The organism is Sphingomonas sp. Leaf37, from assembly GCF_920939475.1.
Lineage (GTDB): Bacteria > Pseudomonadota > Alphaproteobacteria > Sphingomonadales > Sphingomonadaceae > Sphingomonas.
In genome coordinates this window covers 137,581-163,970 of sequence record NZ_CAKLAX010000004.1, presented here as the reverse complement: position 1 = coordinate 163,970, position 26,390 = coordinate 137,581, and the positions used below count along the sequence as shown (strand labels likewise).

The 26,390-nt window shown below is 67.6% G+C and carries 14 protein-coding genes; 7 read left to right on the top strand and 7 right to left on the bottom strand.

Annotation, left to right across the window (positions count from 1 at the left end):
• Positions 1 to 11: 11 nt before the first annotated feature.
• From LRA87_RS14535 to LRA87_RS14515, 5 genes are all read right to left on the bottom strand, one after another.
• The gene (locus LRA87_RS14535; RefSeq protein WP_230632501.1) at positions 12 to 428 is read right to left on the bottom strand and encodes a MarR family winged helix-turn-helix transcriptional regulator; all 417 of its coding nucleotides are present in this window, start codon (positions 426 to 428) and stop codon (positions 12 to 14) included.
• Positions 425 to 1,612, bottom strand: a complete 1,188-nt coding sequence (locus tag LRA87_RS14530) for an HlyD family type I secretion periplasmic adaptor subunit (RefSeq protein ID WP_230632500.1) — start codon at positions 1,610 to 1,612, stop codon at positions 425 to 427. The genes LRA87_RS14535 and LRA87_RS14530 overlap by 4 nt, the downstream gene beginning before the upstream one ends.
• Complete coding sequence (locus tag LRA87_RS14525; protein ID WP_230632499.1) at positions 1,609 to 3,747, bottom strand: type I secretion system permease/ATPase; 2,139 nt, start codon at positions 3,745 to 3,747, stop codon at positions 1,609 to 1,611. The genes LRA87_RS14530 and LRA87_RS14525 overlap by 4 nt, the downstream gene beginning before the upstream one ends.
• Positions 3,744 to 5,051 (bottom strand): TolC family protein, encoded by a 1,308-nt coding sequence (locus LRA87_RS14520; RefSeq protein WP_230632498.1) that lies wholly within the window; start codon positions 5,049 to 5,051, stop codon positions 3,744 to 3,746. Before LRA87_RS14520 ends, LRA87_RS14525 begins: the two co-directional genes overlap by 4 nt.
• 114 nt (positions 5,052 to 5,165) lie before the next feature.
• Positions 5,166 to 14,396 (bottom strand): BapA/Bap/LapF family large adhesin, encoded by a 9,231-nt coding sequence (locus LRA87_RS14515; RefSeq protein ID WP_230632497.1) that lies wholly within the window; start codon positions 14,394 to 14,396, stop codon positions 5,166 to 5,168.
• A gap of 237 nt (positions 14,397 to 14,633) precedes the next feature.
• Between LRA87_RS14515 and LRA87_RS14510 the strand changes: the two genes are divergently transcribed.
• From LRA87_RS14510 to LRA87_RS14500, 3 genes are all read left to right on the top strand, one after another.
• Positions 14,634 to 14,882, top strand: a complete 249-nt coding sequence (locus tag LRA87_RS14510) for a hypothetical protein (protein WP_230632496.1) — start codon at positions 14,634 to 14,636, stop codon at positions 14,880 to 14,882.
• A 125-nt stretch (positions 14,883 to 15,007) separates the two neighbouring features.
• Positions 15,008 to 15,187 (top strand): hypothetical protein, encoded by a 180-nt coding sequence (locus tag LRA87_RS14505; protein ID WP_230632495.1) that lies wholly within the window; start codon positions 15,008 to 15,010, stop codon positions 15,185 to 15,187.
• A gap of 51 nt (positions 15,188 to 15,238) precedes the next feature.
• Positions 15,239 to 15,511 carry a hypothetical protein gene (locus tag LRA87_RS14500; RefSeq protein ID WP_230632494.1) on the top strand — a complete coding sequence of 91 codons (273 nt, stop codon included), beginning with the start codon at positions 15,239 to 15,241 and terminating at the stop codon, positions 15,509 to 15,511.
• 135 nt (positions 15,512 to 15,646) lie between these two features.
• On the opposite strand, the gene LRA87_RS14495 is transcribed toward LRA87_RS14500, so the two are convergent.
• Positions 15,647 to 17,485 (bottom strand): YhjD/YihY/BrkB family envelope integrity protein, encoded by a 1,839-nt coding sequence (locus LRA87_RS14495; RefSeq protein WP_230632493.1) that lies wholly within the window; start codon positions 17,483 to 17,485, stop codon positions 15,647 to 15,649.
• 203 nt (positions 17,486 to 17,688) lie between these two features.
• Between LRA87_RS14495 and LRA87_RS14490 the strand changes: the two genes are divergently transcribed.
• Positions 17,689 to 19,008 (top strand): DUF418 domain-containing protein, encoded by a 1,320-nt coding sequence (locus tag LRA87_RS14490; protein WP_230632492.1) that lies wholly within the window; start codon positions 17,689 to 17,691, stop codon positions 19,006 to 19,008.
• Positions 19,009 to 19,029: 21 nt separating this feature from the next.
• On the opposite strand, the gene LRA87_RS14485 is transcribed toward LRA87_RS14490, so the two are convergent.
• Complete coding sequence (locus tag LRA87_RS14485; protein ID WP_443024891.1) at positions 19,030 to 20,967, bottom strand: rhamnogalacturonan lyase; 1,938 nt, start codon at positions 20,965 to 20,967, stop codon at positions 19,030 to 19,032.
• A gap of 371 nt (positions 20,968 to 21,338) precedes the next feature.
• Here LRA87_RS14485 and LRA87_RS14480 point away from each other — a divergent pair, with 371 nt between their 5' ends.
• From LRA87_RS14480 to LRA87_RS14470, 3 genes are all read left to right on the top strand, one after another.
• On the top strand, positions 21,339 to 24,596 hold the full coding sequence (locus LRA87_RS14480) for a TonB-dependent receptor (protein WP_230632491.1): 3,258 nt from the start codon (positions 21,339 to 21,341) through the stop codon (positions 24,594 to 24,596).
• Positions 24,597 to 24,703: 107 nt separating this feature from the next.
• The gene (locus LRA87_RS14475) at positions 24,704 to 25,498 is read left to right on the top strand and encodes an IclR family transcriptional regulator (protein WP_230781623.1); all 795 of its coding nucleotides are present in this window, start codon (positions 24,704 to 24,706) and stop codon (positions 25,496 to 25,498) included.
• Between the two features lie 18 nt (positions 25,499 to 25,516).
• On the top strand, positions 25,517 to 26,278 hold the full coding sequence (locus LRA87_RS14470; protein WP_230632490.1) for an SDR family NAD(P)-dependent oxidoreductase: 762 nt from the start codon (positions 25,517 to 25,519) through the stop codon (positions 26,276 to 26,278).
• Positions 26,279 to 26,390 lie beyond the last annotated feature (112 nt).

Sequence of the window (26,390 nt, the reverse complement as noted above, 5' to 3'; positions counted from 1 at the left end):
TCGATCGCCGGCTACCCGCGCGTCGCTCCGGGCTGAAACGACTTCGGCGTGGCCGGCGCCTCTCCATCCTCGCCGCGGTGATCGAACAGGTGCGCCAGCATCGCCGCCATCGCGGTCTGGCCCGCTTCGGTCAAACCGACGTGGACGCGGCGGTGATCGGCGGGATCGGCCTGCCGTTCGATCAGGCCCGCGTGTTGCAGCCGGTCGATCCGCCGCATCGCGCTCGCCGGACTTTCGCCCGACAGCAGGATCAGGTCCTTCACGCACAATCGCTCGGCGGTGCATCTGGCGATGAACAGGTCGATCATCATGTCCCACGCCGGATCGACCAGCAGGTCGCGCGGCAGAAAGGCACTCATCGTCGCGCGCAATTGCCGCGCCTGACGGGCGCAGGCGAGCAGCGCGGGGGAATGCGCGATATCGGTCATCGTTCGCGCAGGGCCTCCTTTGCCCGGTTGAGCGGCTTCAGCAGATATTGCAGCACGGTCTTGCTGCCGGTGTGGATGTCGACCGTCGCGACCATGCCGGGCGTGATCGCGAACCGCTTTCCGGCCTTGTTGACCAGGCTGTCCGCCTTCGTCCGGACGAACACGCGATAGTACAACACGTCGGGTTTCACCTCGTCGCGGATCGTATCGGGCGAGATGCTGGCGACGGTGCCGTCGAGGCCGCCGTAGATTGAATAGTCGTAAGCGGTCACCTTGACGCTCGCCGACTGGCCCGGACGGATGAAGGCGATGTCGCGCGGCTGGATGCGCGCCTCGATCAGCAGGCGTTCGTCGAGCGGCACGATCTCCATCAGCTTGCCGTTGGGCGGCACGACGCCGCCGATCGTCGACACCTCGATATTCTTGACGACACCGCGCACTGGCGAGCGCAGCGTGAGGCGCGACAGCGTGTCGGACCGGCCGCGGACGACGGGAGCGAGGCTGTCGACCTCTTCGGTGACCTTGGCGAGGTCCTGCCGCGCCTCGACCATATATTGCGAGCGGAGGTCCGCCTTCTTGAGTTCAAGATCGGCCCGCTGGCGTTGCAGGCGCAGCACCTCGACGCTGCTCGCCGCACCGACCGCGATCAGGCGCTGGCCGATCGTCACCTCTCGCCCGATCAGCGCAAGGCTCTGGTCGATCAGCCCGATCGAGGATTGCAGGCTGCTTCGACGCGCCGCGTAGAGGCGACTTTCCGCCGCTTTCAGATCGGGAAAGCGGTCGAGTTCGGCGGGAAAGGACAGCGGTGTGCCGTTCGCCTCCGCCCGCAGGCGCGCTGCACTGGCGAGGGCGGCGCGATATTTGGCGGCGCTTTCCTCAACCGTCGATCCCGCCTGCGTCGGGTCGAGCTGGGCGAGCAACTGTCCGGGCGTGACGATGTCGTCCTGCCGCACGGTCAATTTGGTGAGGATGCCGCCCTCCAGCGACTGGATCACCTGCTCGCGGCTGGTCGGGACCACGCGCGCCTCTCCGGTCGCCACCTCGTCCAGGTCCGCGAACCAGGCCCACAGAAGCGCGGCGGCGAACAGCGCGGCCAGGATCCAGACCAACCGCGTCGCATGGACGAGGCGAGCCTCCCCCTCTCCGCCGAACAGATGGTCGTCGTCGATCGCGATGCCGGTCATGCCGCCGCACTCCGCGTGCCGCGCATTTGCGCGAGGATCTGATCCTTGGGTCCGTCGAGGACGACGCCGCCGTTGTCGATGACGATGATGCGATCGACGATCTCCAGCATCCGCATGCGGTGGGTGGCGACCACCAGCGTTCGCGTCCGGCTCCATCCGCCAAGCTGTTGAATGAAGTGACGTTCGGCCCCCTCGTCCATCGCCGCGGTCGGTTCGTCGAGCAGCGCGACCGTCGGCTGGCGGAGCAGCAGACGCGCGAGCAGCAGCGTCTGGATCTGTCCGCCCGACAGGCCGATGCCGCCCTCCTGCACGATATGACCGAGCCCCTCGCGCAGGCGGCGGACCATCGTATCGGCGCCGACCATTGCCAGCACCCGTCCGATCTCCGCGTCCGACGCGGCAGGCGCGCCCAGCGTCAGGTTCTCACGCAGCGTGCCGTGGAACAGGCGGCTGTTCTGGGTAAGCAGGCCGATGTCGCGGCGAACGTCGGCGGGATCGACCTGATGCAGCGCCAGACCATCGACCAACACCTCGCCCGCGACCGGCTGGAGCATGCCGGACAGCCCCTGCAGCAGCGTCGATTTGCCCGCGCCGTTCCGCCCCAGCAGCGCGATCCGCTCGCCCGCCCCGATATCGAGGCTGGCGACCGTGAGCGCGGGCGGTGCGTTGGGATCGCCATAGGTGAAGACCGCCGATCGCAGCGCGAAGTCGCCTGCTACCGCAGGCAGCGGGATACGGTGATCGGCATCCGCGCTGTCGACCGGCAACGCCATGATCTGGTTGAGGCTGCCCATCGCCACCTTGGCATGCTGCAACCGGCCGAGCAGCTGCGTCACCTGCGCCATCGGCGCCATCATCCGCGACCCCAGGATCGACGTGGCGACAAGGACGCCGGTGGTGATGGTCCCGGCGATGACCATCGGTGCGCCGACGAAGATGATCGCGGCATAGACACCGTTCTGCACGCTCTGCGTCCACACGGACAGGCCGTTGGTAAGGCCGCGCAGGCGCAGCTGTGCCTCGCCGGCGACGGCATTGTAGTGGTTCCACTGGTGGTGGAAGCGCTCCTCCGCCTGCAATGCCTTGATGTCCTCGATCCCCTGCACCGCCTCGACCAGCATCGCGTTGCGCAGCGAGGATTCGCGCATCGATTCGGTCGCGAGGATGCGCAACCGGCGCTGGGCAAGAAGGCCCGGTAACAATAGCAGGACAAGCGCCCCAAGCGGCACCAGCGCCAGCCCGCCACCGATGTACCAGAGCAACCCCAGGAACATCAGGAAGAACGGCATGTCCGCGACCGTCGCGACAGTGGTCGAGGTGAGCATGTCGCGGACCTGATCTAGGTCGCGGAGCTGCGCGATGAAGGTGCCCGTTGACGCTGGCCGTGCCCGGTTACGCACACGCAGCGCGTGGCCGAAGACCCTGTCGGATATGCGCAGGTCCGCGCGCTTGCCCAGCACGTCGACGATATTCGTCCGCAACCGGCGCAGCAGGAAGTCGAATCCGATCGCGATCAGCACGCCGACGAACAGGATGGTCAGCGTCGGGATCGACCCGGCCGGTACGACCCGGTCGTACACCTGCATCGAGAAGAGCACGCCGGCGAGCCCCAGCACGTTGGTGACGACCGATGCCACCATGACGTGGCCGTAGGATCGCGCGTCCGCCATCAGGATGTCGCGCAGCCAATGGTCCTGAAACGGACGGATATAGGTGTCGATGCGCGCATCGGGCGTCGAACGCGAGGGACGTGGAATGACGAACCCCGTCGCGGCGTCGGTCAATTGCGTCAGCGGCAGACGGGTCTGGCCACCGCGATCGCCGGGCAGGATCATACGGGCATGGCCGTCGGCGTCGATACCCTCGATCAGTGCGATCTCGCCATCCGCCAGCCGGGCAATCACCGGCAGTCTCCAGCTGGTCACGCGCATGCCGTCCGCGGGCGCGAACTGCACGCTCAGCCCGGTGGCCCTCGCGAGCGTACGGATACGTGCCTCGTCGTCGCTGCCAAGGTCCCATTGCGCCGCCAAGCGCGCGCGCTGTTGCGATACCGGCAGCCGGTAATGCCCTGCAACGCGGCCGAACAGGTCGAGCCAGCCGTCGATCGACGGCACCGCAGTCAGATGCGCGGTCACAACGTCACCCCGCGCACCGACGTGCCGGACAGGTGGAAGGCATCGCGCATCCGCCCCGACAGGAACAGGCAGTCGACCTGCAACCGACGCAAATTCTGCGTGATGTCGACCGCCTGAAAACGGACCTGCTGCAATTCCTGTTCGGCGTTGAGCAAATCGACCAGCGTCCGCGTACCCATCTCCAGATACTGGATGCGATACAGGCGCCCGGTCTCGCGCATGTTGCCCTCGCGCGACGCCAGCGTGGCGACGAGTTGCGACAGGCTGTCGATCTGCTGCTGCGCCTCAGCGAGGCGTTGGCCGGTCTCGTTACGGACGCGCCGCTTCGCCGCTTCCGCCGCTTCCAGCTCGTAGGATGCGCTGCGCACCCTTGCTTTGGTGATGCCGCCACCGAAGATGTTGCCGCTGACGCGCAGCCCGAAATTGTAGATGCTGCGGTTGCCGAACGGCGACCCGATATCGGTGGACGCATCACCACCCACCGACAGCGTCGGATAGCGGTCGGCGCGGTTGCGCCGCAACGCGGCGGCGGCACGTTCCGCCTGTGCGTCGGCGACCATGACGGCGGGTACCATGTCCCACGTGGGCGCAGGTCCGGCGCAGCTGCGCATCAGCCAGTCCGGCACGTCCGCCGACACCGTCGCCGGCGGCGCGTCGCGGCCGAGCAGATAGGCAAGATTGCTCGCCCAGCGCCGCTCCTCCGCCTCCACCGATGCGAGATTGGCGATGGCGGCCTCGACCCGCGCCTGCGCCTGAAGCGCGTCCGAACGGGTCGCCGCGCCCAGCGCCGACCGTTTGCCGACCAGATCGCTGATCTCGCGGATACGGTCGGCCTGTTCGCGGGCGATCACATGCTGCGCCGATGCCCGCTGATATTCGACGACGGCATAGGCGGTGTCGCGGATCAGCGCATCGATCGCGAGCAGCATCTCGGCACGCCCGATACGGGTGCCGGCGCGCGCGCCCGCGACCTCGCTCGACACCTTGCCGAAGTCGTAGAGCATCTGCGACACGCCGACCTGCGGCCGTGGTCGCCACGTCCCTGACACGCGGCTGTCATAGCCGCTACCGACGCCCGCGCTGACCGTCGGCAGATAGCCGGCACGCGCCGCCTTCACGTCTTCCGCCCGTGCGGCCAGCGCACCGGCCGCCTCGATCACCGACGGATGCCATGCCACCGCTTCCCGAGCAGCGGTTTCCAGGGTGATCGCGGCAGTCGGACCCGCGGCGGCGCCACTGGTTCCGATGGTCAGCAGGATGCCCGCACCGAGCAGCCTGATACGGTCTGATAATGGATAGATCATGGTATCCCGGTCCTCTCCCGCGATCAGGAAAGGCCCGGGGGATTTAACAAACAGTGTAGAAGAACTGACCTTTATCCACTTGAAATCATTCGTAATAACACCCGGAATGGGCCCTTATACAACATGATTGAAAGCAGTTTCGTCGCGGTACTGTTCCGGTGTCGTAACCAGGTAGTTGAGCGGGTCGGCAACGGCAGGCATCGGCGCATCGAACGCCATCACCGGTCGCACCGTTTCGGCTGGATCGGTGGTTTCGACGCCGCCTTGCGTACCGAGATAATGCGACAGGACATCCTCGACCTTACCCCTGCCTTCGAACAGATCGTAGGTGGCGGCGACCGTCGCTCCCGCATCCGGCGTGCCGGGATGAGCCTCGACCGCAACGGGCGTCAACGCGTCCAGCGGGATCACGTCCGCCTCCACCGCCAGCGCATCGGCGGGGATGGTCGATGACGATGCCGACGATACGATAGCGGCACCATCCGCCGGCACGTCGATCGTCACGCTCAGCGTCGCCGTGGCGAGTACCCCGTTCGGCTGCACCAGCTGATAGGTGAACGTGTCGAGGAGGTCGGTCGCCGAATAGCCCAGCGTCGCGCTCGGCTGATAGACGTACCCGCCGGTCTCGTCGACGGTCAGCGTGCCATGCTGCCCGACCAGCGCGACGGGCGTATCGCCGACTTCGGTGAAGCCACCGCCGGTGTTAACGCGAATGGCGGCGAACGGCGTGTTGGCGACATCGTTGTCGAATAGATTGCCCGTCGCCGTTTCCCGCGTGGCGAGGGTGTAATCGTCGAGGAACGTGGTGGTCGATCCCAGCGACACGGCCGTCGTGAAGGTGCCGAGCGCCGCGCTGCTGCCGACCGTATAGGTGTAGCTGCCGCTCGGCAGATCGTCGATCGTGAAGGTTGCCCCGGTGCCGATCGGCAATCCCGCCAACGACGGTATCGTCTGCCGCAGGACCAGTCCGCCCGCGCCGTCGAACACGCTCAGCATATAGCTTGGCAACAGCGAGATCGACAGATTGGGCTGCCGCACGGCGGTGATCGTGATGTCCGCCAAGGCATCGGGCGCGACGACGAAACTCCCCGTTCCAAGCCCCGTCGACGGTTGCAGCAGGCCGCCCGGCTGCGAGGTGAACGTGAACGCCTGCGTTACCGGAGCGGTCGTCACGACGTTGGCGAAGGTCACGTCGACCGCGGCGACATCGGCATTGGCGACCGGCGACCCCGTCACATCGGGGCTACCGATGGTGATCGACAGGTTCGCGCTCTCCACCTCCCCGTCGCCGGGATCCAGCAAGGTATAGGTGAACACGTCGGTCTGGCCGATCGCGGCCGCGCTCGCATCCGGCGTGTAGCTGTAGCTGCCGTCCGGATTGATCGTCAGCGTGCCCCACGCGCCATCGACCACGCTGCCGCCCGCCGAGACCGTGCTGGTCACGCCGTTGACCGTGACGCTGGTGACGCGCGTACCCGGCGACACCACGTCGACCTCGCCGTTCGGACCGGCATCGACGATGACGTTGCCGACTGTGGCGGCGGGCGTCGCACCGGCGACATCGGTGAAGTCGGAATCGACACCGGTCACGGTAAGATTGCCCAGCAACCCGATGCCGGCCGCGCCCTGATAGGTCAGGAACGCGCGATATTGGCCCGGCCCCAGCGTCTCGGTCGCGCTGAGATTGCCGTTCAGCAGACCGATATCGAGCAGCGATGCGGGGCCGTTACCGCTGACCGCGACCCATTGCGTCCCTTCCAGCCGCTGGACCACGACGGCGTAATTGCTGGCGACGCCGATGTCCGCCAGCGCGTCATAGGTGAATCTGGCGTCGAGGGTGTGTCCTTCGGCGACGCTGAAGCGAACGTTGTCGACGGCGAGCACCTGCGCCTGCAGGTTGACCAGCCCGAGCGAGACGAGCGCGACATAATCGGCCCTGCCCAGATTGACCGGTGTCGTGACCGGCACGAGGTCGATCGAGGCGGTGTCGGAATTGTCGAACGCCCGGATATCGAACGGGGCGGCAATGTTGGCCGGTCCCGAGACATTGCCCGCGCCATCCGCCTGCGTCACCGACAGCGTGCCGCCCGCAGCCTGCGCCGGCGCCAATGTGACCGTGAACCCGCCATCGGCGGTGACGGTGCCGCTGCCGAGCAGGACGCTGTTCGCGCCCCTGACCTCGACGCGCGCACCGGGTTCACCGGTGCCGGTCAGCGTCGTGCCGTCGCCGGTCACTGCCAGAGCGGTGGGTGGCGGTGGCGCGGTAAGATCGGGCGCCACCGCGATCGTCCCGCCGGACGCATTGCCGGCGGGGTCCCGCTGCGTCGCGACGACGGATTCGCCGTTCCGCTGCGGGACATCCAGCACCACCTGATAACCGCCGCCACTGGCGACCACGCCCGTGCCGAGGACGGCACCCGCCGCGGTGGTGATGGTGACGGTCGCGCCGGGTTCGCCGATGCCGGTCACCACCCCGCCCGTCCCGTCGACCACCGCGGTCGGCGCCGCCGGGGCGGTCAGATCCGGTGCGATCGCCGGGATGGGGGGCGAGACGTTGCCCGCGGCATCCGACTGGACGACGGTCAGCACCTCGCCATTGCGCTGCGGGACGTCCAGCGTCGCGCTATACGTCCCGCCCGCACCGACGATGGCGGTGCCCAGCACGGTACCACCTGTGCCGGTTACGGTGATCGTCGCGCCGGTTACGCCCGCGCCGACCACGGCGCCACCATCCGCGGTAACGGCCGCGGTAGGCGCGAGCGGCGCAGTCGTATCGGGAGCGACCGGATTGGCCGGGGGCGAGACGTTGCCGGCACGATCGGCCTGCGTGACGGTCAACGTCTGGCCGTCGAGCTGCGCCTGCGACAAGGGCACCGCATAATTACCCGATGCATCGACGACCGCGTTACCGAGCGACGCCCCGTTCGCGCCGCTGACCGTAACCGTCGCACCCGGTTCGCCCCGGCCCGTGACTAGCCCGCCATCGGCCGAGACGCTTGCGGTCGGCGCAAGCGGCGCGGTCGTATCGGGGGCCACCGGGTTGGCCGGGGGCGAGACGTTGCCGGCGCGGTCGGCCTGCGTGACGGTCAACGTCTGGCCGTCGAGCTGCGCCTGCGACAAGGGCACCGCATAATTGCCCGACGCATCGACCACCGCGTTACCGAGCGGCGCCCCGTTCGCGCCACTGACCGTAACCGTCGCACCCGGTTCGCCCCGGCCCGTGACGAGCCCGCCGTCGGCCGAGACGCTTGCGGTCGGCGCAAGCGGCGCGGTCGTATCGGGAGCGACCGGATTGGCCGGGGGCGATACGTTGCCGGCACGGTCGGCCTGCGTGACGGTCAACGTCTGGCCGTCGAGCTGCGCCTGCGACAGGGGCACCGCATAATTGCCCGACGCATCGACCACCGCGTTACCGAGCGACGCCCCGGTGGGGTCACTGACCGTAACCGTCGCACCGGGCTCACCCCTGCCAGTGACGAGCCCGCCGTCGGCCGAGACGCTTGCGGTCGGCGCAAGTGGCGCGGTCGTATCGGGCGCGGCGATCTGCGCGATACCGGAGGCGTTGCCGGTCGGATCGCGTTGGCTCGCCCCCAGCTGTTCGCCATTGGTCTGCGGCGGCGTCAGCGGCACGACGAACGTACCGTCGGGGGCGACGATCGCCGAACCGATCGATACGCCGCCCGCGCCGGTGATCGTCACCGTCGCGCCCGGTTCGCCGGTGCCGGTGACACTCGTGCCATCGGTGGTTACGACCGCGTTCGGCAAACCCGGAGCGGTGAAGTCGGGCGCGACGAGCGGCGTGGCTGGCGAGGTATTGCCGGAGGAATCGCTCTGGCTGACCAGCAGCGCCTCCCCGTTGCCCTGCGCCGTCGCGAGCGTGACGGCGTAGCTGCCATCCGCCGCGACGATCGCGCTGCCGAGCGGCGCGCCACCCGGACCGGTCACGGTGACGGTGGCACCCGCTTCGCCGACGCCCGTCACGGTCGCACCATCGACACCGATCGCGGCAGTTGGCGCGGCTGGCGCTGTCGTGTCGAGCGCCGCGTCGAAGGCCGGTGGCGACACGTTGCCGGCGGCATCCGACTGGGTCGCCGACAATGTTTCGCCGTTGAGCCGCGGTGGTGCGAGCGCGATGGTGAAGCTGCCGTCGGCGCCGACCGGTACGGTGCCGATGATGCTGCCATCCGGGTTGCGCAACGTGACGGTGGCGCCGGGTTCGCCGGTCCCGCTCGCCGACGCGCCATCCGCGGCGATCGACAGCGTCGGTGCGACCGGCGCGGTGAGGTCCGGCGCGACCGCCTCGACCGGCGGCGAGACGTTGCCACCACCATCGGTCTGCGTCGCGTTCAGCCGTTCGCCATTACGCTGTGCCGGATCGAGCGATGCGACGTAGCGGCCATCCGCGGCCACGACGGCGAGCCCGACGACCGCACCCGCGGCGTCGGTGATGACGATCCTGGCGTTTGGTTCGCCATTGCCGGTGACGCTCGTCCCGTCTGCGGCGACGCTGGCCGTGGGGGCTGCGGGCGCCGTAAAATCCGGCGCGACCAGCGCGATCGGGGGGGAAACGTTGCCGGCCGCATCCGCCTGCGTGACAGCCAGCGCCTCGCCGTTGGTCTGTGCCGGGGTCAGCACCGCCGCATAGGCGCCGTTGGCCGCGACAGTCGCGGTGCCGAGCGCGATGCCGCCGACGCCGCGTACGGTGATCGTCGCGCCGGGCTCACCGGTGCCCGTCACCACGCCGCCGGTGCCGTCCAGCGCCGCGGTTGGCGCAGCGGGCGCGGTGAGATCGGGCGCGATGGCGGTGGCCGGCGGCGAAACATCGCCGTCCGCCTCGGTCTGCGTGACCCGCACGACCTCCCCGTCGACACGCGCGGGGGCCAGTACGACGCTGTAATTGCCGTTCGCGTCGGCGATGCCGGTGGCGATCACCACCCCCGTCGCGTCATAGACGGTGATCGTCGCTCCTGCGATTCCGGCGCCGTTCACCGATGCGCCATCGGCACCGACGACAGCGGTGGGCGCGTCCGGATCGCTGTCCGCGACCAGATCGGGCGCGACTGTGCTGGTCGTCGGGGAAACGTTACCCGCCGCATCGGCCTGCCGCACCGACAACACTTCGCCGTCGGTCTGCGGCGGGGTCAGAGGTGCGACATAGCTGCCGTCGGCGGCGACGGTCGCGCTGCCGATCACAACACCCAGCGGATTGCGGATCGTCACGGTGGCGCCGGGCTCTCCCGCGCCGCTGACGGTCGTGCCGTCCGCCCCGACGATCGCCGCGGGCGCGGCGGGGGCGGTCAGATCGGGGGCCACCAAACTGGCCGCCGGCGATGCATTGCCTGCCGCGTCCGTCTGCACGACCGCCAGCGTCTGCCGATCGACCTGCGGCGTCGCCAGCGTGATGGTATAGCCACCCTGTGCGGTGACGATGGCGCTGCCCAGCGCGTTGCCGGTCGTATCGGTGACGGTGACGCGGGCGCCCGGTTCGCCGGTGCCGCTCACGATCGCCCCGGTCGCGTCGAGGGTCGCGACCGGCGCCGGCGGCGCAGTGATGTCCGGCGCGACCAACGAGAGCGGGGCCGAGGCATTGCCGGCCGCATCCGTCTGCACGACGGCGAGCGTCTCGCCGTTTGCCTGTGCCGGTGACAGGGGTGCGGTATAGCGGCCGTCCGATGCGACGTCTGCCGTACCGATCACCGTTCCGGCTGCGTTCGTCACCACGATGCGGGCGCCGGGTTCGCCCGTTCCGCCGACGCTCACGCCATCGGCGGCGATCGTCGCGGTCGGCTGCGCCGGTGCGGTGAGATCCGGCGCGACTGTGCTCGCGGCGCCGGAGACGTTGCCCGCCGAATCTGCCTGCCTTGCCTCCAGCCGTTCGCCGTCGACCTGCGCCGGGTTCAGCGTCGCACTGTAGCGGCCATCCGCCGCCACCGTCGCGCTGCCGATACGCGTGCCGTCCGGATCGGTAATGGTCACACGGGCACCGGGTTCACCGGTCCCGGTCACGACGGTGCCATTGGCATTGACGCTTACCGTAGGCGCTGCCGGCGCGGTGATGTCGGGGGCGGTCAGCGCGATCGTCGGCGATACGTTGCCCGCCGCGTCGGCCTGCGACGCCGTCAACGCCTCACCATTCGCCCGCGCGGGTGTCAGCGCAACCGTATAGCTGCCATCGGATGCGACGACCGCCGTCCCGATCACCCCGCCGCCGGCATCCGCGACGGTGACGGTGGCGCCCGCCTCGCCGATGCCGCTGACGGCGCTGCCGTTCGCGCTGACGATCGCGGTCGGTGCAGCCGGCGCAGTGATGTCGGGTGCCGCCGCAGCGGTGGCCGGCGAGACGTTGCCTGCCGCGTCGGTCTGGGTGACCGCGACCGTGCCTCCGTTCGCCTGCGCCGGTGCCACCGGAACGGCGAAGCTTCCGTCCGCGCCGACCACGCCGCTGCCGATCGTCGTGCCGGACCCATCGCGAACGGTGACGGTCGCGCCCGGCTCGCCAGTACCGGTCACGAGGCTGCCGTCCGCGCCGACGTTCGCCACCGGCGCGGACGGCGCCGTGATATCTGGCGCGGCGACACTGGTCGGGGCGGACACGTTGCCGGCGGCATCGCTTTGGGTCACCGCGATCGTTCCGCCGTTTGCCTGTACCGGGTTCAGGATAACGGCGTAATCGCCCTGCGGATTGACGGTGGCTGTTCCGATCGCGGTGCCATCGGCGGTGCGCACGATCACCGTGGCGCCGGCTTCTGCGGTGCCGGTGACCACCACGCCCCCGGCGTCGACGGTTGCGGACGGCGCTGGAGGGGCCGTCAGGTCCGGTGCGATCGCGACCGTCGGCGGCGATATGTCGCCATCTGCGTCGGTCTGCGTGACGCGGATCGTCTCGCCGTCGATCCGTGGCGGGATCAGCGCGACGCTGTAACTGCCATCCGCGCCCGCGACGCCCGTGCCGACCACGATCCCGTCGCCATTATAGAGCGTGACCCTGGCGCCCGCGTCGGCGGTGCCGGTCACCGCGCCGCCATCGGCAGCCACCGCAGCCGTCGGTGCATCGGGTGCGGTGTCGACGATCAGGTCCGGTGCGGCGACGGTGACGACCGGCGACGCATTGCCGGCCGCATCGACCTGCCGAACGGACAATAGCTCGCCATCCGTCCGGGCGGTCGACAAGGTCACGACATACGTGCCTTCCGCGCCGACCACGGCCGTACCGATCACCGCGGCCAGCGGATCGCGGACGGTGACGGTGGCTCCCGCCTCGCCCGTGCCGGACACGCTGGTGCCGTCGGCGGACACGATGGCGACCGGTGCGGGTGGCGCGGTGAGATCGGGTGCGGTGAGCGGCGTCGCCGCCGAGACGTTGCCGGCGGCGTCGACCTGGGTCACGCCGAGCGACTGACTGTTCACCTGCGGCGTCGCGAGCACGATCGTATAGCTCCCCTGCGGTCCGACGGTCGCGCTGCCGATATCCGCACCACCGGCGTCGCGGACCACGACCCGCGCCCCTGGTTCCCCCAAGCCGCTGACGATGGTCCCGGTCGCATCCAGCGTCGCTACGGGAGCGCCGGGCGCGGTGACATCCGGCGCGGCGATCGTGATGCCGGGCGAATCGTTACCGGCGGGATCCGTCTGGCCGATGGTCAGCGTACCACCATTCGCCTGTGGCGGGCTCAACGCCACGACATAGCCACCGTCCGCCGTTACCACCGCGCTGCCGACCACCACGCCCGACGCATCGCGGATCGTCACCGTCGCGCCCGCCTCGCCACGCCCGGTGACGGTCGTACCCGTGGCGTCGATCGCCGCGCTCGGTGCGGCCGGTGCCGTGATGTCCGGAGCCGCCAGCGTCGCTGCGGGCGATACGTTGCCGGCGGTGTCGGCCTGCACGACCGACAGCGAACCGCCATTCGCCTGCGTAGGGGAAAGCGTCGCAGTGTATGTCCCATCGACTGCCACCACAGCCGTGCCGATCACCGCCCCCGATCCGTCGCGGATCGTCACCGTAGCGCCTGCTTCGCCGCGGCCGGTGACCGCAACACCCGTGGCGTCGATCGCCGCGCTCGGTGCGGCCGGTGCCGTAATGTCCGGAGCCGCCAGCGTCGCTGCGGGCGATACGTTGCCGGCGGCGTCCGCCTGCACCACCGACAGCGAACCGCCATTCGCCTGCGCTGACGACAGCTTCGCGGTGTATGTCCCATCGGCTGCCACCACGGCCGTGCCGATCACCGCTCCCGACCCATCGCGGATCGTCACCGTTGCTCCAGCCTCGCCGCGCCCGGTGACCGCCACACCCGCAGCGTCGATCGCCGCGCTCGGTGCGACCGGTGCTGTGACGTCCGGAGCCGCCAGCGTCACCGCGGGCGATACGTTGCCGGCGGCGTCCGCCTGCACCACCGACAGCGAACCGCCATTCGCCTGCGCGGGAGAGAGCGTCGCGGTGTACGTGCCATCGGCTGCCACCACGGCCGTGCCAATCACCGCTCCCGACCCATCGCGGATCGTTACCGTAGCGCCCGCCTCGCCGCGCCCGGTGACGGTCGCACCCGTGGGATCGATCGCCGCGCCCGGCGTGGCGGGCGCAGTGATGTCCGGGGCGATCGCCGGCGTGCCGGCGGACACGTTGCCCGCAGCGTCGGTCAGGGTGACGACCAGCGGTTCGCCGTTCGTCTGGGGTGGTTCGAGCGTCACGGCGTACGTGCCGTCCGGACCGACCACGCCGCTGCCGACGACGATGCCCGCGCCATTCCGCACGTCCACCGACGTGCCGGGTTCGCCGCGCCCGCTCACCTGCACGCCATCGCCGCGCACCGCTGCCGTCGGCGCCGCCGGGGCATCGCGGTCGGGGGCGGTGTTGCCCGATCCGTTGCCCGGATCGGGCGGGCCACCGACGTCATCATCGTCATCGCCCCGGTCGTCGTCACCACCACCGCCGCCCGCCACGGCGGCGACGGCGCCGGCCGCGGCCAACCCGCCGAGCAGCATCGCCGGCACTGCCAGCGACGATCCGTTGCCATCCCCGCCCGCCGCGAGCAGATCGTCGAGATCGACCAATGTCGTGAAGCGTGGCGCACCCGTCCCGATGCGGGCATGCCATAACGTGCCGTCACTTTCGCGCAGCACGAGGTCGTTCGGTGCCGCCGCGCCCCCGTCCGGATAGAAATCGGCGATGCGAACCTGTTCGCCGGTGACCAGTCGGATGACGAGATCCTGCCCCTGCCGCTCGAACCCGGCGACCTCGGCACGCGCCAGATCCAGCCGGACGATGCTCGGCGCGTCCAGATCGATCGCATCCGCAGCCACCTGCACCACGGCACCCGTCGCCTTCGAGATCACTTCGACGTTCATCACTCGCTCCCTTTCGGCCCAGCCCCGACGGGGTCGCCGCGCGACCCCGCTCGTCCGCCGCCCCCATTCGGGTGACGGCGGACGACACAGCTGATTTCTCTGAAGCAAAAACCGCGATGTCATGGTGCGGCTGCGATCATTCCGATTTCGGAATCAATTCGGGTTGTGGCGCATCATCGCACCTTTACGCTGAGGGAACTTGGCCAATGCGATACGCCAGCGAAAGGATCAGATTGGATGTTGAACGACAACGATGATGGTTCGATTATCATCATGGCCGGCGACATCGAATACTATCGAAGGCGTGAATTGCATGAACGCCGCATGGCGCGCCGCACGCGTTGCAAGCATGCCCGGCGCATCCATGCCAATCTCGCCGGTTTCTACGCCAGCCGCCGTGCAGCCATCGCGCCGGGGCCGCCGGCCGGCCCGTCATTCTGGCAAACCGTGCTCGACTGGTTCGCCGGCCTGCGGCCGCGCGTCTAGCTCGTCACCCGGACGCGACCGTCTCGTCGATCACCCGCAAGCGGATGCGACGAATCGATCCATTTTGGTAGTTAACGGCAGGAACGGTGATTCGTCGGGCGGGTTGTGTGCCCATGAGTCATCCTTTGCCCCATCTGTTCGCGTTCGAGGAAGCAGACCATCTCACCCGCGTTCACCTCAAACTTGCACTTGAGGATATCGGTTTCGCCGTGGACGAACGGGAACGCACCATCGCGATACTCGGCCACGGCGGAACGGCGCAACCTGTCGCCAAGCCTCTGGATACCCCGCATAAAACGAGATAGGCTCACCATCGATCAACAGGCGGCGGCAACAGGTCGTCATCAGGAGGCGGTATGAAGACGGTGTCCTATATCTGCGCGGCGATATTGCTGGCGTCCGGTCATGCCGCGGTCGCGCAACAGACGACCGCCACCCCCACCGTACCGGCGGACGCAACCGCGGCCGCAGCAGCGCCGACGCTAACCGAGGCGGAGCAGGCGACGATGAAGAAGTGCGCGAAAATGGCACCGGCGCAGCAGGCGCAGAGCTCGAAATGTTCGGCAGTCATGACAAAGGCCGGCAAGGACGATCCCGCCAAATCGCGTGGCCCCGGACCGAGCCGATAGGGCGAACTGCAGGGGAATTAGCGCCCCGCCTTGGGTGCTGTCCGTAGGACGGGGCGCCGGTCTCCGTAGTGACCAGTCGTATGCTTGTGCGCTAATCCGCGCCGCGACAAGTGAAATCGCGGCGCGTGTGCGTCATCAATGCGCGATTGGCGATGCATCGAACCCCGTCAGCAGCATCGCGATATCGTCGTAATGCGCGATGGCGCCCCCGAGCGCCCCATCGTCGAAGCCGCCCGATCGCACCGCGATCGCGGCGATCCCGCAGCGTTTTGCCGCCTCGATGTCATAAGGCGTATCGCCGATTACGATGGCACGTTCTGGGCGCGACCCAACCTTGGCCAATGCAGCGGCGAAGATGTCGCCAGCCGGCTTGGTCGTCGAGACATCGTCTTTGGACGTCGTCGCATCGACCAGGTCGCCGGCGGCCAGCAGGCGGACGTAATGATCCAGTTCCTCGCCGTTCGCCGACGAGGCCAGCACGACCTTGCGGCCGCTCTCCTTCGTCCGGCGGAGCATGTCGGTTGCGCCGGGGAACGGCCGGACGAGATCGAGGTAGCGCGCCTTGAAGATCTCGCCATGACGCCGCGTGAGCGTCTCGCGCTCGGCTTGCGACACGCCCGGCAGCAACGCGGGTACGAGCAGGTCGCCGCCCTTGCCGATCTGGCCATGGATCGTACCGCGGTCGAAGACGTGACCGCTCTCGCGGAACGCCCGTTCCCAGGCGTCGACGTGAAAGTCGTTGCTGTCGACCAGCGTCCCGTCGAGATCGAACAGGACGGTCTCGATCCGGGCACGCTCGCGCATCAGCCATGCCGCCAGTGCACCCGCGCCCAGCAACGCCGCGCCGGCACGCGCGCGCCCTCGCTTGCGCATCAGGCGCAGGCCCACCGTCGCCACGGCACTGGTCGCCCAGCCGGCCTTGCCGATCCCCGCGGCGTGTCCTGCATGCGCGACCATCCGGCTGGCGGCGAATTCGGCCGTTACGCCTTGCCGGCGCCGGTGGCTTTCGGCGGGGACGGCACGCTCCACCCGGTCTCCTGCGACGTGATCCGCAACCCACGATCCACGCTCGCCGAGCGGTCGTGACGCGCCCGTGGTCGTATCCTGCGCGGTCTGATGTTCCAGTTCGGCGTTCAGCTCGGCGCCGAACACGAGGATGTAGCTCGACAGGTACAGCCACGTCATCATCACCACGACCGCGCTCAGCGAACCGTAGGTCGCGTTGTAATTGCCGAAGTTGGCGACGTAGAGGCCGAAGCCGATGCTGAGCAGCAGCCAGCCGACCGCGGCGAATGCCGATCCGGGCGTCAGCCACAGCCAGCGCGCCTGCGATCGCGATGGCCCGAAGCGGTACAGGGTCGCCGCCGCCCCGGCGCCAGCGGCGAGCAGCAGGGCATAGGTCGCGAGCTTGCCGATCACGACGACGACGCCCGGTGCACCCGGCAGCAATGCCTGCAACTGCCCCAGCGCGGCGATCGCCACCGCCGCGACCAGCGCGACGACGACGGCCGCCAGCGTGATGCCCAGCGCCAGCAGGTTGACCTTGATGAAGCCCCGCTTCTCCTCTTCCTCATAGGCGACGTTGAGCGACGTGATCACCGCGCCTGCGCCGTTCCGGGCGCCGAACAGCGCGAGGCCAAGGGCCAGCAACAGCCCGAACCCCTTCTTGCCGTCTGACGACTGGACGACGTTCATCAGCTGTTCGCCGACCAGCTTCGCCGCATCAGTCGGCATCACCGCGGTCAGCTGGTTGACGTTTGCGATCACCGTCTGCGGATCGGCGATCAAGCCGTAACTCAGCACCACCGCACCCAGCAGCGGCACCAGCGCTAGGAATCCATAGAAGGCGACGCCCGCGGCGATCAGCCCGACGTTGTCGCTGCTGGTCTCCGCCCAGGTTCGCCGTAGCACGGCCTTCCAGCCGCCCGCCGGCAGCGCCCATGGGCTAGTTGCCTGATGCCCTTGATCGTCCACGTTAGCTCGCCCCTTTTTACGTCACGTGGCAAGCGAACCGGCAGCGGCGAACAGTGTTCCGATGTCCGGTACAAAGGTGGCAATTCCCGTTTCGGCACGGCGGTGGCTGCCGTTAATGGCTGGTGCCCCGCCGGCGGTGTGCGGCAAGGGCGGGGTGCCGGGGGGCACGTTTTTTAACGCGAATCGAAATATTTGGCATCGTGATGTTGCATCCCCCCGCCCCCTGCGATCCGACCACGTCGGCCGAGCGTATCCATACGCTCGACGTCCTGCGCGGAATAGCGATCTGCGGCATCCTGCTGATGAACATCCACGGCATGGGCGATGTCGCCGATTATCCGCTGACTCACTTTCCGGCCGAATGGAACCTCGAATGGGCAAGCTGGGGTATCCAGACGCTGTTCGTGCAGGGCGCGATGCGCGGGCTGTTCACGCTGCTGTTCGGGGCCAGCATGATCATCATGCTACGCCGGGCGGAGGGCACCGGCGCTTCGGCACGCCCGCTGGACGTCTGGGCGCGGCGGTGCATCGCGCTGATGGGGTTCGGCGTGGTGCAATGGCTGGTCTTCCTGTGGCCGGGCGAGATCCTGTGGAATTACGGGATCAGCGGCCTGTTCCTGCTGGCGTTCCGCTCCGCACGCCCGCGAACGCTGCTGATCGCGGCGGCGCTGCTGACCGCCGGCCTTGCCGCCAACGGCGCGTTCTGGACGCATCAGCAGGTCGTACAGCTGGAACAGGGCGACGCCGCCGCCACGCGGCTGCAAGCGGGTCAGCCGGTGACGAGCGACGATCGTGACGCGATCGCTGCCGAACGCGCTCACCGCAGCAGCATCCGCTTGACCGCCGTCGAGCGTGCCGAACGCATCCGGCAGCGCACGCATCTGTTGTCGCTGCTCCACTGGAGCGGTGGCTATTGGATGCGCGAGAACCTGACCATCACGGGCTGGGTCGATATCGGCGAGAGCATCAGCTTCATGCTGATCGGCATGGCGCTGTTCCGGCTCGGCATCCTGACCGGCGCGGCATCCACCGGGACCTATCGGCGATTGCTGCTCTATGGCTATGCGGGCGGGCTGCTGCTGCGCGGCCTGCACGTCGCCCTGATGGCGCGCACCGGCTTCGACATGGGATCGCCGCTCGCGCCCGGCTGGGAATGGGTCTTGGCGGAGGCATCGTTCGAACCCGCACGCCTGCTCGTGACGCTGGGCCATGTCGGCCTGGCCGTGCTGCTGTTCCGCGGCGGGTTGTTCGGGCAAGCCGTCACGCTGCGGGCATTGGGGCGGATGACGCTGTCGGTCTATTGCCTGCAATCCATCCTCGGCGCGGCGATCTTCTACGTCGGCGGCTATGTCGGAATGCTGTCGCTGCCGCAGCTATGGCTGGTCGCGGCAGCGATCTGGGCGATCTCGGCCCTGGTGTGTCGCTGGTGGCTCGCCACGCATGCGATGGGACCGGCGGAGACGCTGCTGCGCACCATCGCTTACGGCAGCCCCGACGCCAGGGTCCATCCCGTACCCCTGTAAAGGCGCGGGATGGACCCCGGATCACTCGGCGGTGTCGCCGGGCGTCCGGCTACCCGGAAAATAGCCCAGATGCGGCGGCTGGTTGTAGGCGGTGTTCTGCCACGCCACGCCCATGCGATAGATGGGATCGTGCATCAGCGTCACCAGCCGGTGCGTCGTCGGATAGGGAGTGACATAGATCCGCAATTCGCGATTGTCCGCGGATCGCCACATCACCTCCTCGCGCCAGTCCCCCAGAATGTCCGCCTGCAACGCCGGGTTCGACTTGGTGCCGTTGTTCGATGCGACATCGTCGGGATGCAGCAACGGTATCGCGCTGCCGGTCCGCCAGTCCCATTTGCTGACGGTCGTGCCGTCGAGCAATTCCTGCAGCAGATCGCCGTCCCAATAGAGCGCGAAGTTGGTCTGGCGTGGCGCCGGTCCGATCGCATTGCCCTTGACGTCGAACAGCTCGCGGCTGTTCGATCCCCAGAATTCCGCACCGACGTAGCGCGGATCGAGGTCGGCGGCGACGCCGCGGCCGGTGTCCTTCTCGGCGGGCTTGCTCCACAACACCTGACCCGTCCGCGCATCGAGCAGGGCTGATCCGATCTGGCCGTTGCGACGGACCTCCTCGTGCACGCCCCATTTCTCCAGACCCGGCCGACCGGGATCGAGGTCGGCGACGTGCATCGCGTCGCCATGATACAGCGGCTGCGTCCACAGCCCCTTGCCATTGTCGTCGATCGCCATCGATCCGTAGATCACCTCGTCGCGACCATCCGCGTCGACGTCGGCGATGCTGAGTTCATGGTTGCCGCGGCTCTCATAATCGGCGTTGCCCGGCGCCGCGCTGTCGAACGTCCAGCGCCTGGTCAGCTTGCCGCCACGATAGTCGTACGCCGCGACCACCGTCCGCGCATAATAACCGCGGCCGAAGATCATGCTCGGCAGCGTGCCGTCGAGATAGGCGACGCCTGCGAGGAAACGGTCCGACCGGTTGCCATAACCGTCGCCCCAGGTGTCGCGCAGCTGTTCGAACGTCGGATTGCCGCCCGGAAACCGCGGCGGATCATAGGGTGCGCTCGCCAGGGCGCGGCCGGTCCTCCCCTCGAACACCGTCAGATATTCCGGGCCTTGCAGGATGCGGCCCTGCAGGCGCGCAACCTTCGTGCCGTCGGGGAGCAGGGTGGCCCCGGTGCGATCGGGTTGTGGCACCTCGCCGACATGACCGCGCCAGTCGGCCTTCGCATCGCCGATGGCCCTGCCCGTCCCGTCGACGGTGCCGTCGGCGGTCTTCACCGCGATCTCCGCCCGGCCGTCGCCATCGAAGTCGAAGACCTGGAACTGGGTATAATGCGCGCCAGCCCGAATATTGCGGCCGAGGTCGATCCGCCACAACTGCTTGCCCTCCAGCGTATACGCGTCGAGCAGCACGTTGCCGGTATAGCCCGCCTGACTGTTGTCATGGCTGTTGGTCGGGTCCCATTTCAGCACCACCTCGTACCGGCCGTCACCGTCGAGGTCGCCGACCGACGCGTCGTTGGCGGTGTAGGTATAGGCTTGCCCATCGGGCGTGGTGCCGGCCGACGGTGCGATCAGCGGGATCGACAGATAGCCGCGCGGCAGCATCAGGGCCGGCTTGCTCGTCGCAGCCGCGCCGCGCACACCGATTGCCTTGATCGTATAGCGGCTGGTGGCACTGCCCTGCGCATCGACGAACGATGTCGCGCCGCTCACCGCAGCCGGGTTGATCTTGCGACCGTCGCGGTAGACGTCGAACCCGAGCCCTTTCGGGTCGGTAGCAAGCAGCCGCCAGCTGATCAGCCAGCCGCCATCCTTGGCGGGTGCCGCGACGACACCGCGATCCAGCGTCTCCAGTACGCGTCCGGGCGCCGCGGCGGCGATCGCGCCACCGGGCATCGACAGCGATCCGGCCAGCAGGGCCGCCAGCATGCCATTGCGATTGATGACCTTCATGATCTTCTCCCATAACCGTTTCGTCGGTGCATCACGATCCGGCGAATCCGCATTGTCTCAATAATCATGATTGCATTTCAAATTTTGGCAACATAGGAACGGAACTCTGGCCCAGTATATGGACACGGGCAGGACGGCATGAAACGCCGCCGATGACGGTAACAGCCGCATCGTACTGGAGGGGACGCATGATGACATTGCCATTGCCGCGAACCGATCGATCCGCGCCGCACGCCAGCGTGCCCGCCGCCGGACCGCATCCCGCCGGGTAACGCCCGTATCTGGAACACGTCACACCACATCAGCATGGGGCGATTGCGACACGCAACGCCCACAGGCCGCTCCACGCGGCATCCAAGGGGAGATACGATATGACCATCAGCCGAGGCACCCGCCGCACGCTCGCGACCACCTCCGCGCTCGCCATCGCGCTGGGCTGCGCGATCGCACCCGCCAGCGCCCAGACGACCAACGGTCAGGCGCCCGCGCCGGGCGCGCGTCCGGAAACGGCCCCGCCGGAAGACCGCAACATCGCGCCGTCGTCTGCGGCCGTCGAGCCGAAGGCAGCAGCGGAAACCCCGGCCGCCAATCCCCCGGTGCAGGACGCCGCACAGGCCGCTCCCGCCGCACAGGATGCAGCACAGGCCAGCCCCGAAGCCTCGCCCGAAGACATCCTGGTCGTCGGCACCCGCGCCTCGCTGCAATCGGCCATCGCCCGCAAGCGCAACGCCGGCACCGTCGTCGACTCGATCGTCGCCGACGACATCGCCAGCTTCCCCGACAAGAACATTGGCGATTCGCTGTCGCGCGTCACCGGCGTGCAGCTGAGCCGCGATTTTGGTGAAGGCACGCAGGTATCGATCCGCGGCGTCGAACCGGACCTCAACCGCGTCGAGATCAACGGCGTCAGCCAGGTGTCCGCAACGGGCACCCGCGCCGGCGACTTCCGCGAGCTCGCGACCGAGCTGGTCAAGTCGATCGACGTCTACAAAGGTTATTCGGTCGACCTGACCGAGGGCGGCATCGGCGGCACTGTGTCGGTCGAAACGCGCAAGCCGCTGGAACTGAAGAAGCCCCTCGGGACGCTCGTCTTCTCCGAACAGCATCTCGACACCACGCAGGACTGGCGTCCGCGTGGCACGCTGGTGCTGGGCACCCCGAGCCTGTTCACCGACCGCCTCGGCGTCCTGCTGAACGTAACCTATGACGACAAGACGACGCGTCAGGATTATATCAGCAACACCAACTTCAACCGCTTTGCCGATTTCGATCGTACGGATCAGAAGACGGTAGCGAACTCGACGTATTCGGCATTCAACACCTATGGCAGCTGCGCGGGCGTCACGGGCACCACCGCGGCATCCGCCACGGCCAATCGCCTCGCCTGCGAAACCCAGTTCTTCGACTGGATCCCGTCGACGGTCCGCTATCGTAATCTTGTCCGCCGCGACAAGCGCATCTCGGCCGACTTTACGGCGCAGTATGAATTCACCAACAACTTCCGCGTGTTCGGCGAAGCACAGGTAAACAACCGCAACCAGCGACTGTCGGACACCAACTATGCCATCGATACGTCGCGGTTCGAACGCTTCCAGACCGACGCGCCACTCGCCGCCAATGCGTCCGGCGGCACCTCGCGTCCGCAGATCACGCGCGGCACCGCTACGGTGGATGAGAATCACGTCGTCACCAGCTGGACCAACGCGCTCAACTCGGTGAACATCGGCACCGCGGCGGCCCCCAATTTCAACGGGTCGAGCAACATCCTCAGCGTTCAGCGCCGCGATTTCGACTATGATCAGAAGTCCAAGTATTTCCTCGGCGGCTTCGACTGGAATGTCGATCGCATGCAGATGAAGGGCCTGATTTCCAAGGCGACGGCACGCACGATCAACAACACCAATCTGGTGTCCTATTCGACTGGCGTAGGCGGCATTGCGGTTGATCGCCGCAATGATCTCGGCCTGCCGGTCTTCATCTATCCGAGCGCGATCAACCCCGCCGATCCCAGCATCTATGCCGACTTCAATCGTCCCGGTAATGCGGGGCAGGCGGGACCGACGGTTCAGTACCGGCCGCAGGATTTCAACAACTCCGAATTCCAGTTGAAGCTCGACGTCGACTATGAAGTCGAAGCTGGTCCGCTGAAGAGCATTGAATACGGCGGTCAATACCGCGAGCAGAAGTTCCTGAACTACACCAACGGCGGCTTCCGCCTTCTGTCCGCGCCGGGCGTTACGCCACTGGTCTATCAGACGGACAACAACCAGTCGTTCACCACCACGATCGACCGCGTAAATGCACAGGTGCCGGTGCGACGCAACGGCAACAACTTCAACATTACACAGGCCGAATATCAGCAGCTGATCGCCGGCAACAGCGGCATCAGCGGCGGTGCACCGCTGTTCACCGGTCTCAGCGTCGTTCCCGAAAGTGCCCCCAGCCGGATTGCGGTGCCTCTGTTCAATCAGGCGGTACTGGAGCGATATTACGACTTGTCGCGTTTCAATCAGGACACCGTGCGCTTCGCCGATGGCTTGCCGCAGATCCCGAACATCAAGATCGATGAGAACATCACCGCCGCCTATCTGAAGTTCAATCTCGATAGCGACGTGCTCGGCATGCACCTGACCGGCAACGGCGGTATCCGCTATCTCAAGACGACGGATACCGGCACCGGCACCAACGTCAGCCGCATCACCCGGCGGAACGCGGCGAACACGGCCAACGAAACCGTCGTACTGGCGGCACAGCAGTTGTCGCTGAAGAACAGCTACACTGACTGGCTGCCGGCGTTCAATCTCGCGCTGGAGATCACGCCGAACCTCGTCGCGCGCGCGAACTGGGCCAAGAACCTCGCACGCCCAAGGCCGACCGATCTGGTGCCGAACATCAACTGCCTCGACGACGTTACGATCGCGGCGGCGGACGACACCTGCACCGCGGGCAATCCGAACCTCGTCCCCTATCGCGCCGACCAGTGGGAAGTGAACCTCGCCTGGTATCCCAACCGCGATACGTTGCTGAGCCTCGGCTATTACAAGAAATACGAGAAGAGCTTCGTGGTGCCGAACGTCACCCGTTCGGGTGTCGACCTGTTCGGCGATGGCCTGCTCTACACCGTGCGCCAGCCGGTCAACGGCTTCGGCGCCCTCCTCGACGGTATCGAGGCGAGCGCGCAGACCGCCTTCACCTTCCTGCCCAAGCCGTTCGACGGGTTCGGCGCGTCGGGCAACGTCACGTGGGCGCGCGCGATCCGCACAAACCTGACCAATTCGGCGACCGGTTTGCCGCTCGACGAATATCCCGGCCTTTCGAAGTGGACGTATAACGCCAGCATCTTCTACGATAAGGGCTTCCTGAATGCCCGCATGAGCTACAACTACCGTTCCGACTGGCTGGTCACTGTCGCTGACGCGAACAACGGCAACCTGCCGATTTATCGTCAGGCCGAAGGCTATCTGGACGGCAAGGTGACCTTCCGCTTCCCGGAATGGCATTACAGCATCTTCATGGAGATGCAGAATATCGGGAAGGAATATTCCCGTTCGTATGTCAAAGGCATCGGGACGCAGGAAGTCTACTATCCCGGCCAGCGGTTCTTCGCCGGTTTCCAGCTTAAGTTCTGACCCGTTCCTCCCCCTCGGCCGGTCGTCGCTGCTGCGGCGGCCGGTCGCTTGTTACATTGCCAGGATGTAAGAAGGAGTCCTAAGGAGTGGACATGAGCACCACGGCAATGATCGACAAACCCGACGCCCCCAATCTGGCTGGCGGTTCGGTTGGCGCGGGCAGCCAGACGCTGATGCGCGGGCTCGACCTGATCGAGGCTGTCAGTCACGAAGTGCTGACGTTGAGCGAACTCGCGACGAGGCTCGACCTCACCAAGAGCACGACCCACCGGCTGCTGTCCGCGCTGGTCGATCGCGGCTACCTCGCCTTCACCCCGCGCGCCGGTTACCGGCTGGGGCCGAAGCTGCTGCTGCTCGGCACGCTGGCGCAGGCCCAGGCCGATCTGGTGCAAGTCGCGCGCCCGCATCTCGAGGAACTCGCCGCCTCGACCGAGGATACCGTGCACCTCGGCGTGTTCGACGGCGATTTCGCGCTCTACCTCGACAAGGTGCCGGGCCGGCGCCGCATCACCATCTCCAGCCGTGTCGGCGATCGCCAGCCGCTCAGTTCGACCGGACTCGGCAAGGCGCTGATGATAGACTCGCCTCCCGCCTATTGGGACGAGCGCTTCGCCGCGGATCAGGCGGCGGGATCGATGAAAGCGGACGCCGCGGTCTGGCGGGAGCGGATGGAAGGCTATGCCGCCTGCGGCCGCGCCTTCGACCTCGAGGAGAACGAGGACCAGATCCGCTGCGTCGCGGCACCGATCCGCGATGCCGCCCGCAAGATCGTCGGCGCCATCAGCGTGTCCACCGCCGCGCAATATATGAGCGACGATCGCATGACCGCGCTGTCCGACGAAGTCCGCGCCACCGCAGACGCGATCAGCCACGAACTCGGCTTCGAGCCGTCCACCGACTGAAGACCCAAGGAGAATAGGATGTTGCTCGAAGGCAAGACCGTGCTGGTCACCGGCGCGTCGGCCGGCATCGGCCGCGCCGTGGCGATCGGCTGCGCAAAGCACGGTGCGAACGTCGCGCTGAACTTCAGCCGCGACGTCGACGGCGCCAACGCCGCCGTCGCCGAGATCGAGGCGCTGGGCCGCAAGGGCATCGCGGTGCAGGGCGACGTGTCCGATCCTGCCACCGCGACCGATTTCGTCGGCAGGGCGGTGGCGGCGCTGGGCCGCGTCGACGTGTTCGTCAACAATGCCGGCATCTGCCCCTTCCACGCCTTTCTCGACATGCCGGTCGAGACGTTCGAGCGGACGATGAAGGTCAATCTGCACGGCGCCTATTTCATGGTTCAGGCGGCGGCGAACCAGATGGTGAAACAGGGCGACGGCGGATCAATCATCGCCATGTCGTCGATCTCGGCGCTGGTCGGCGGCGAATACCAGACGCATTACACCCCGACCAAGGCGGGCCTGCATTCGCTGATGCAGTCCGTCGCGATCGCACTCGGCAAGCACGGCATCCGCTGCAACTCGCTGTTCCCCGGCACGATCCTGACCGACATCAACAAGGACGACCTCGCCGATCAGGCGAAGCGGTCGTACATGGAGGGCCGCATTCCGCTCGGTCGCCTCGGCCAGCCGGAGGACCTCGTCGGGCCGACCGTCTTCCTCGCGTCGGACCTGTCGCAATATGTCACCGGCGCTTCGCTGCTGGTCGACGGCGGCGCCTACGTGAACCTGCAATAGGACAGATGGTGGAGCCGACGCTCACCAAATCCCAGCCGTCACCCCGGACTCGTTCCGGGGTCCACCGTACCGCGAGGGAATCCCTCGCGGATGAGTGGATGCCGGAACACGC

Excerpts from the sequence above, each read along its gene's own strand:
- LRA87_RS14535 (WP_230632501.1), bottom strand. The coding sequence starts at position 428 with ATGACCGATATCGCGCATTCCCCCGCGCTGCTCGCCTGCGCCCGTCAG.
- LRA87_RS14530 (WP_230632500.1), bottom strand. The coding sequence starts at position 1,612 with ATGACCGGCATCGCGATCGACGACGACCATCTGTTCGGCGGAGAGGGG.
- LRA87_RS14520 (WP_230632498.1), bottom strand. The coding sequence starts at position 5,051 with ATGATCTATCCATTATCAGACCGTATCAGGCTGCTCGGTGCGGGCATC.
- LRA87_RS14515 (WP_230632497.1), bottom strand. The coding sequence starts at position 14,396 with ATGAACGTCGAAGTGATCTCGAAGGCGACGGGTGCCGTGGTGCAGGTG.
- LRA87_RS14510 (WP_230632496.1), top strand. The coding sequence starts at position 14,634 with ATGTTGAACGACAACGATGATGGTTCGATTATCATCATGGCCGGCGAC.
- LRA87_RS14500 (WP_230632494.1), top strand. The coding sequence starts at position 15,239 with ATGAAGACGGTGTCCTATATCTGCGCGGCGATATTGCTGGCGTCCGGT.
- LRA87_RS14490 (WP_230632492.1), top strand. The coding sequence starts at position 17,689 with ATGTTGCATCCCCCCGCCCCCTGCGATCCGACCACGTCGGCCGAGCGT.
- LRA87_RS14485 (WP_443024891.1), bottom strand. The coding sequence starts at position 20,967 with ATGAAGGTCATCAATCGCAATGGCATGCTGGCGGCCCTGCTGGCCGGA.
- LRA87_RS14480 (WP_230632491.1), top strand. The coding sequence starts at position 21,339 with ATGACCATCAGCCGAGGCACCCGCCGCACGCTCGCGACCACCTCCGCG.
- LRA87_RS14475 (WP_230781623.1), top strand. The coding sequence starts at position 24,704 with ATGATCGACAAACCCGACGCCCCCAATCTGGCTGGCGGTTCGGTTGGC.
- LRA87_RS14470 (WP_230632490.1), top strand. The coding sequence starts at position 25,517 with ATGTTGCTCGAAGGCAAGACCGTGCTGGTCACCGGCGCGTCGGCCGGC.